The organism is uncultured Dialister sp. (assembly GCF_900541605.1).
Taxonomy (GTDB): Bacteria; Bacillota; Negativicutes; order Veillonellales; family Dialisteraceae; genus Dialister.
The window spans coordinates 1-7,572 of sequence record NZ_UQKJ01000093.1; the positions used below are offsets into that span (position 1 = coordinate 1).

General features: G+C 47.5%; 8 protein-coding genes. 6 read left to right on the top strand and 2 right to left on the bottom strand.

Annotation, left to right across the window (positions count from 1 at the left end):
• The first annotated feature begins 251 nt into the window (after positions 1-251).
• The 5 genes from rpmF to QZR21_RS06925 all read left to right on the top strand — a co-directional run bounded on the left by rpmF (position 252) and on the right by QZR21_RS06925 (position 4,604).
• Positions 252-437, top strand: a complete 186-nt coding sequence (gene rpmF, locus QZR21_RS06905) for a 50S ribosomal protein L32 (protein WP_296097854.1) — start codon at positions 252-254, stop codon at positions 435-437.
• A gap of 304 nt (positions 438-741) precedes the next feature.
• The gene (locus QZR21_RS06910) at positions 742-1,746 is read left to right on the top strand and encodes an ABC transporter substrate-binding protein (protein WP_296974562.1); all 1,005 of its coding nucleotides are present in this window, start codon (positions 742-744) and stop codon (positions 1,744-1,746) included.
• A gap of 206 nt (positions 1,747-1,952) precedes the next feature.
• The gene (locus QZR21_RS06915) at positions 1,953-2,873 is read left to right on the top strand and encodes an ABC transporter substrate-binding protein (RefSeq protein ID WP_296974564.1); all 921 of its coding nucleotides are present in this window, start codon (positions 1,953-1,955) and stop codon (positions 2,871-2,873) included.
• Positions 2,874-2,931: 58 nt separating this feature from the next.
• Positions 2,932-3,813 (top strand): ABC transporter permease, encoded by an 882-nt coding sequence (locus tag QZR21_RS06920; protein ID WP_296097848.1) that lies wholly within the window; start codon positions 2,932-2,934, stop codon positions 3,811-3,813.
• 2 nt (positions 3,814-3,815) lie between these two features.
• Positions 3,816-4,604, top strand: a complete 789-nt coding sequence (locus QZR21_RS06925; protein ID WP_296097846.1) for an ABC transporter ATP-binding protein — start codon at positions 3,816-3,818, stop codon at positions 4,602-4,604.
• A 257-nt stretch (positions 4,605-4,861) separates the two neighbouring features.
• Here QZR21_RS06925 and QZR21_RS06930 read toward each other — a convergent pair whose 3' ends face one another.
• The gene (locus QZR21_RS06930) at positions 4,862-5,608 is read right to left on the bottom strand and encodes a hypothetical protein (protein WP_296097845.1); all 747 of its coding nucleotides are present in this window, start codon (positions 5,606-5,608) and stop codon (positions 4,862-4,864) included.
• A 235-nt stretch (positions 5,609-5,843) separates the two neighbouring features.
• Here QZR21_RS06930 and rpsO point away from each other — a divergent pair, with 235 nt between their 5' ends.
• Positions 5,844-6,113, top strand: a complete 270-nt coding sequence (rpsO, locus tag QZR21_RS06935; RefSeq protein ID WP_363142976.1) for a 30S ribosomal protein S15 — start codon at positions 5,844-5,846, stop codon at positions 6,111-6,113.
• A gap of 335 nt (positions 6,114-6,448) precedes the next feature.
• Here rpsO and QZR21_RS06940 read toward each other — a convergent pair whose 3' ends face one another.
• Positions 6,449-6,997 (bottom strand): DUF4236 domain-containing protein, encoded by a 549-nt coding sequence (locus tag QZR21_RS06940; protein WP_296097843.1) that lies wholly within the window; start codon positions 6,995-6,997, stop codon positions 6,449-6,451.
• Positions 6,998-7,572 lie beyond the last annotated feature (575 nt).

Sequence of the window (7,572 nt, forward strand, 5' to 3'; positions counted from 1 at the left end):
GGACTGCTGCTTTAAATAGCTCGCTATTCGCGTCGGATTATTCCTTGTATTGCATAAAAATACAAGAGTATAATCGAACAACGATTTAATCAGCGCTTCCCTAGCGCTTTCCACTACATTTTCCTTGACAAAAATCCATTCTCTTCGTATAATGATGAAGTTGATAATTTTATCTACCCAGCTTGTCGTACATTAAAGTACGTAAAAGCAATCAAGCGGCATTACGGCCGATAGGTAAGGAGGTGCTAAGAATGCCGGTTCCGAAGACAAAAAGTTCTAGATCCCGTCGCGACAAGAGACGTGCAAATTGGAAGCTGACTGTTCCGGGTCTCGTGGAATGCCCACAGTGCCATGCACTGAAAAAACCTCATCATGTATGCCCTGTATGCGGTTACTATAAAGGCAAACAGATCGTCAGCAAGACTGTTGAAGAATAATGGATAAAGAAACGTTTCCTGCAGGGGAAGCGTTTTTTTATTGTCCATAATTATCCGGTTTATCTGAGTAACCACTGGAATAGACACTCCGCCATAAAAGAAAACGCTGCAGGCAGAATCATCGGATTTCTGCCTCAGCCTGAAGCTCTTTTGTATGTGGTATCTCCTCTTGAAGTATGCTATAATTATCGCAAGTTCATAGCAAAAATTCATGGTTCCCATTTTTTCAAGGATGGTTTGCATAGTAGGTGAAGATAAACGGGATTTGGATGTTTGCTAAATTAAAAAAGGGAGGAACAGTAGAATGGCAGGAGGTAAATGGAAGAAGATTCTGGCCGCCGGTTTGTGCGGCCTTTTGGCAGCTGGCGTATTTGCAGGCTGCGGAAACAGTCAGGGCGGCTCCGGCAGTGGAAGCTCCGGCGGCAAAATGAAGGTGGGTGTTGTGCAGATTGTGCAGCATCCGGCACTGGATTCCGCCAACAAGGGCTTCGTGGATGCTCTGGATGAAGCGGGATTGAAGGATAAGGTGGAAATTGACCAGCAGAATGCCCAGGGTGACCAGTCCAATCTGAAGGCCATAGCAAACCGCTACGTTTCCGGCAACTATAACCTGATTTGTGCCATCTCCACACCGGCGGCCCAGGCTATGGCCAATGCCACCGATAAGATTCCGATTATCTGCACCGCTATTTCTGATTTTGAAAATGCGAAGCTCATGAAATCGGAAAAAGCACCGGACAGCAATGTCACTGGCACCAATGACCGGGGCCCCATTGATAAGCAGGTGGCACTGATTAAAGAAATCCAGCCGAATGTGAAGAAAATCGGTATTATTTACAATTCCAGTGAAATCAATTCGGTGGTCCAGGCTAAGCATCTGAAAGAGAACTGCCAGCCTCTTGGCATTGATGTAGTAGAACTTACAGTAAATTCCGTGAACGATGTACAGCAGGTGGCAGAAGGTTTCCTGGGAGGCAAAGTAGACGCTATCTATGTGCCTACGGATAATATTATCGCCTCCTCCATTCCTACACTTATGGCTGTGGCCAACAGGGAAAAGATTCCGGTTTATGGCGCAGAAGTAGGTCATGTAAAGAATGGTGTCCTGGCATCGGAGTCCATCAGCTTCTACGATATCGGCCATCGGGCTGGCCAGATGGCTGCAGAAATTCTGAAGGGAAATAAGACCGTGAAAGATTTCCCTGTGGAAGGTGCCGATAAAACGAAACTTTACATCAATAAGAATGAAATGGAAACTCTGGGAATCAAGATTCCCCAGGAAGTGCTTGACAGGGCAGAAATGATCTGACAATAAAGGGTCCATGATGAGGGTAACTTCCGATATTCCGGGAGTTACCCTTCTCTATGGGATCTTGTTTGTAAGGGAAAGGGTATGTAGTTGTGGCTTCTAAACTGAAACAGCTTTGGTGGTTAATGCTTATTTTTGCGGTCTGCAATGTGATAATGGCTGTCCTTTTATATCAGTCTTCTACGGCAGAGCCCCAGGAGGAAGACGTGGCGCCGATTGCTGCGAAAGATTCCTATTCAGTAGGTATTCTGCAGTCCGATAATCTTCCGGAGCAGGATAAGATGACTGCCGGTGTTCTGGCAGCCCTGGAAGCAGAGGGCTATAAGAAAAATGTAAAGCTGGAAATCATCAAAGCCGATGGCAATGACAAGAAACTGGAAGCAGCAGCTAAGAAATTTGCAAGAACAAAAAAGGACATGATCATCGCCGTAGGTACAGATTCCGCCAAAGAAGCGGCGAAAGTGACGAAGAGCATTCCGGTGGTTGGCGTTGGGGTGATGAACTTCAAAAGGGATAAGGCTTTTGCGGATCACCAGAACTTTACCGGAATTTCCGATAACCCGCCGGTGCTGAACCAGATCAGCATGGCCCGTCGCTGTTTCTCTGTGAGCAAGTTGGGAATTCTTTATAATCCCCAGGACCAGGCCTCTGTGCTTCAGGTAGAAATCCTTCGGGACGTGGCGGAGCGGAAGGGACTTCATCTCTATGAAGTAGCTTTTTCTCCTGATAAGCTGGCAGCTCCCCAAATTGATAAGCTCGTTGGCCATGTGACAGCCCTTTATGTACCGGAAGATGGAGATGTGCTTGCCCATTTTGATGAAATCGTGAAGATGATGAATGCTGCCGGCATTCCTATCATCGGGGAACAGGCGGAAATGGTACGGAGAGGAGCAGTTCTTTCTGTATCTCCCAGCTATTACCGGATGGGTTTCTCGGGCGGACGAATTGCGGCAAAACTGCTGAAAGGAGATCTTATCCCGTCAGATATGCCCATTGTCCATCAGTCGGATCCGGATATTGTGATTAACATGAAGGAAGTCAACCTTCTGAATATCCCGCTTCCTGGAGACCTGTGGCAGAGAGCACGGAAATTGTATCTCTATGACGGACAGCCTGCAAGACCCTGATGAATTACTGGAAGTATAGTAGAATAGAATCTGAATTATACAGAAGAAAGGGAATAAAATGGTAGATTTGGCAATTTCCACGGTTGCCCAGGGCCTTATGTGGTCCATTCTGGCAATCGGTGTATTTCTTTCATTCCGGGTACTGGACGTACCGGATATGACCTGTGAAGGAAGCTTTCCCCTGGGAGGGGCCATTGCGGCTTCCCTGATTGCTTCAGGATCCTCTCCATGGGTGGCTATTGTAGCCGGTGCCGTTGGAGGCCTGGTTGCCGGTACTGTTACCGGTATCTTATATACAAAATTGAAGATACCAGCCATTCTGGCCGGTATCCTGACCATGATTGCTCTCTATTCCATTAACCTTCACATTATGGGAAAAGCCAATATTTCCCTGCTTCGGGTAGATACTGTATTTTCTACCACTGCCCATATGCTCCATGTGAGTCAGTCTGTGGCAGCCTTTCTGGTGCCGGCTGTACTGATGATTATTATCTCCGCCTTTATTTACTGGTTTTTCGGTACAGAACTGGGCATGTGCATCCGGGCTACCGGTTTCAATCCACAGATGGTTCGGGCCCAGGGCGTCAATACGGATACCATGATCATTATGGGCCTCTTTATTTCTAACGCCCTTATTGGCCTCTGCGGTGCTGTGGTGGCACAAAATAATGGTTTTGCCGATGTGGGCATGGGTATCGGTACCATCGTCATCGGCCTGGCTTCCGTTATTATTGGTGAAGTTATTCTTGGTGCCGATAGCTTTTCTGCATCTCTTCTGGCCGTGGTGGTAGGATCTATCCTGTACCGTGTGGTCATTGCCATCGTCCTGTACCTCGGCATGCCGCCGAATGACCTGAAACTGTTTACCGCCATCCTCGTCATGCTGGCTCTGGCAGCCCCCATGGTAAAGGGTAAGATTAATATCGGAAAGGCGGGCTGAGTATGCTTAAAGTTACGGATATCAGCAAGACATTTTTCAAAGGAACCACCAATGAAAAGAAGGCGCTGAACCATCTTTCCCTCACACTGAATGATGGCGATTTCTGCACCGTCATCGGAAGCAATGGCGCCGGTAAGAGTACCCTTCTGAACTCCATTGCCGGTGCCTACATTCCCGATAGTGGTACCATCGAAATCAATGGCACCGATGTGACAAAGGTCAGTGAATACAAGAGAGCCAAATATATTGGCCGCGTATTTCAGGACCCTCTGAAAGGGACAGCTGCAGGTATGCAGGTGGAAGAAAACCTTATCATTGCTTCCCGTCGGGGAGAAAGCCGTAGGCTTCGCTGGGCCTTTTCCGGCGGGGATCATGAAAAATTCCGGGAAATGGTGGCCCGTCTGGATTTGGGACTGGAAGACCGGCTTACTACAAGAATTGGTCTCCTCTCCGGTGGCCAGCGTCAGGCCCTGACTCTCCTCATGGCTACCCTGAAAAAGCCGGACATCCTTCTTTTGGATGAACCGACGGCAGCACTTGATCCGAAGACCGCATCCAAAGTGCTGAAGATTACCGATGAAATTGTCCATGAACAGCACCTGACTACCCTTATGATTACTCATAACATGCGGGATGCCCTGAAATATGGCAACCGCCTCATTATGATGAATAGCGGTACAATTATTGCAGATTATACGCCGGAAGAAAAGCAGAAACTTACCATTGATGACCTGCTGAAAAAATTTGAAGAAAACTCCGGAGCCATGAGCGACCGGGTACTTCTGGGATAAGAAAAGGACTGAGAGAAACCTGATTTCTCCCAGTCCTTTGTCATTTTTATGGTTTTGGAATTTTCCCACAGCCCGGTTCTTTAATTCCGGGTAATGTCCCGGCTTTCTTCCCAAACAGCAGTTTTTTAGCTCTCGATTCGCGGGAACTGTACGAGGGACGGATTGGGACTGCGTGTACGTAGAAACCTGGAGAGATCGAATTATGATATTTAGGGCTAATAGTACCGTTCTTTTCTTTCTCGGCCTCGATTTCAATCTTACCATTCCATATCCGTCATGTCATTGTCATTGTCTTCTATCAGCTTTTTCCAGGAGTACTTCGAAACATTTTCCGGCTCCACCATTTCTCCATTTCTGGATACAAAGATATAGACCTGCTTCAAGTCATCTAAATTCATAGGAGCGATGGTATCCGATTTTTCATCGTAGACACCGGTGATAGCGAAGAGTTCATCCAGAAAGAGAAAATTTCCGTCCTCATCTTCCACGCACACCGTGCCGATATCTTCGTCGATGGCATTGAACGAATTATCACAGTACCAGACGGTATAGTGGTTGCCGCAGATATTGAGAGGTAAATGGTATACCTGCTCAGCTTTGTCAAAGGTCAATTCCTTCAGTCCCTTGACAGGATGGTGGGGGTCCATGGGGCGCACAAAATTTTGGGGATCATAGATTTCCATGGAATCGTACAGATAAAAAATGAGGACATCTTTACTCTCCGGTATAAAACCATCCAGACAGTGGGTAAGGATTTTCACCTGCTTTTTTAGGAGCCATACCTTTTCTTCCTCATAAACTGCTTTTACTTCTTTGGATATGTTTTTATCTTTCAGGATGGCATTGATCTGCTTCAGCCTTGGGTCATCATATGTCTTAACGTCCTTCATGGAGAATACATCATGACTGTTTAAAAATCCATCGGCTTCCTTTTGGATGGACTGGTACAACTTCCGAAGGTCACTGGCTTTCCTGCTTATTTCAGAAATGCCTACAACTTTCATTGTTTGCTCCTTTCATTTATCAACACTGCTGTTCACTCTGACTCCATTATATGGAATAATGATAGAAAAAACAGCCTATTCCGGGAAATTCTACAGAATCGATATTAATATTTATATGCCCCTTGCATTGATCACTCATAGCCGGTATAATAGCAAAGGTACGAACTGTATCTCAGTCCGGCGCATCTCCGGCGCAGACCTTGATACAGCAATTTATTTATTTTAGGAGGCTATTATGTTAACAGCTGAAGCAAAAAAAGAAATCATTGAAAAGTATGCCGTTCATGAAGGCGACACCGGATCTCCGGAAGTCCAGATTGCTATTCTCTCCAAAAGAATCGCTCTCCTCACCGAACATCTGAAATCCCACAAAAAGGATCATCATTCCCGCCGCGGACTGCTGAAGATGGTCGGCCAGCGTAGAAACATGCTGGACTATCTCCGCCGCAAAGACATTGAACGTTACAGAGCACTGGGAGAAAAACTCGGCCTGCGCCTGAAATAAGATTTCAAGAAGAAAGACTGCCTGCTGGCAGTCTTTTTTTATTAGGACTGAGGAATGGTGGTGTGCGGTGATCCACTTTCCCTTTACATGTGGCGGCGCACAAATTGGGAAGTACCGTCTTAGTATGTCTGGCAACGGCTTTGCTGCAGATGGAATACTAATGACTCTACACGAGGATTAGAGGTGGTAATGAATTCGGTCTGAAGGACCCATTCAGCTCAAGGGTAAAGGTTCGATGCTCCTACATATTCGAACTTCAGTCTGTTACAAAAAGCTGACAGCTGGCAGTCAGGAGCCCCGTCCGTCTGCATGACGCTCAGCCAATGGAATGCTTTTCACAACGAGCACATGATGATCACAAAACCCATGATACCCACCAGCAGGAGGACCGTCTTTATCGTAATTCCGAAAATCTCAAAGCTGCTTTCGCGGTGCGGCGCCAGGGTGGTGGGAGCAGACGGCGATGGAGGTGTGACCGATTGTTCTATGGGAGATCCGCAGTTGGGGCAGAAATGGATCTGCCCATTATCTACCCATACACTGCCGCATTTCGGACAGCGGAGAGTGGCAGGCTGGGGAAGGGGCTCCGGTTCATGGAGAAGGTCAGCGCCGCAGTTTGGGCAATTCGTCCAAAATTTCCGCATGTGGTGGCCGCAGTAGGGACACACAGAAATGAATGGCTTTCCTCCGGCGGCGGTTTTGTAGGATCGGTACTTCGTATAGGAAATCCCGGTGCCCGGTATGCCCACTGTGGACCGGACACCCTTACTGCCAATGGTAATCCTCGCTCCCCGGGGACCGATGGACGTAGAAATACCCCTCTTTCCCAGGTTAATAGTCACGCCGGGCATGATTCTGATACGCCGGTGAAATCGAAAAGCCATGAGACGAGCCTCCTTTTGTAATTACTGTTCTTCTTTATTTTATCACGGAAGGGGGCAGACGTGACTGTGTCCTGGGGACAGGGGTATGACTTCCTCATGGCAGTGCCTGATGACCAGGGGAGGAGGCGCTGATAAGATTGAGACTGAGGTCGAGGTGGGGCAGCGGCTTCGCTGCAGATGAAATTCTAATAACTCTGCACCTGAAACGTGCAGTGAACACTGCAGTAGACCCACTTTCTCGAGAGAGGGGAGTCCGGTGGGAAAAGTTTCACAGGACGATCAATCGCTCGATGGTTCTCTGCGAGTCCCGTTTGATTGTCTCCTCAGAGGGGGAGGTCAGCTGATGAGAACTGATGGGTTTGGCCCAAAGACCCGACTGGCTCAAGAACCCATCTGATCAAATATATCGCCAGCCAGTCCAGCGCCGTTGGCGGCATCATTATTTGCGGCGCTATATGAATTGTGTTGTTGCCGAAACTATTCCTCATTCCTGATTTTTTCGTGCTGCCACCACTACTAAGGAAACGCTGATTTAATCAAGAAAATATCGTCAGAAAACACTCTTTCCTGTAAAA